1 protein-coding gene and 1 pseudogene are annotated in these 436 nt (G+C 59.2%); one reads left to right on the plus strand and one right to left on the minus strand.

The window, feature by feature from the left end; all coding sequences use genetic code 11:
• Positions 1-117: pseudogene (locus AB3X96_RS42665) on the plus strand (IS5/IS1182 family transposase); the annotation flags it as partial.
• Between the two features lie 15 nt (positions 118-132).
• Here the strand turns inward: AB3X96_RS42665 and AB3X96_RS42670 are convergent.
• On the minus strand, positions 133-436 hold a 304-nt coding region (locus tag AB3X96_RS42670), incomplete at its 5' end, for a transposase (protein ID WP_368594431.1).

Genomic DNA, 436 nt, shown 5'->3' on the forward strand with positions numbered 1-436 from the left:
TTCCGGCGTCTCGCACGTGACTATGAACGGCTCCCCGAAACTCTCGCTGGGCTTCATTTCGTCGTCTTCGCAATGCTCATGCTTGTCCACGCCGTGTCAGTACTTCAAAGTTCCTAACACGCTCTAGAGGCGTTAACAAAATGAGTCCTTCAGCCTTCGCCAACAGATGATGCAGCAGGCGAGTTTCATGAAGGCTTGGTGGATGAAGGCAAGGCGTTCGAAGCGGATGCGCAGTCGCCGGAAGTTGTGAAGCCACGAAATGGTTCGCTCGACGACCCAGCGGGTTTTGCCAAGGCCGCTGCCATGAGAGTGGCCACGTCGGGCGATTTCGGTAGCGATGCCGGCTGCGTGCAGCGGACGGCGGTATTTGTCGTGATCGTAGCCCCGATCGCCCTGAACGATGCGGGGCTTCGAAAGCGGCCGGCCGCGCTTGCCG

Origin of the sequence: Paraburkholderia sp. BR13439 (assembly GCF_040948805.1) — a bacterium.
Classification (GTDB): Bacteria; Pseudomonadota; Gammaproteobacteria; order Burkholderiales; family Burkholderiaceae; genus Paraburkholderia; species Paraburkholderia youngii.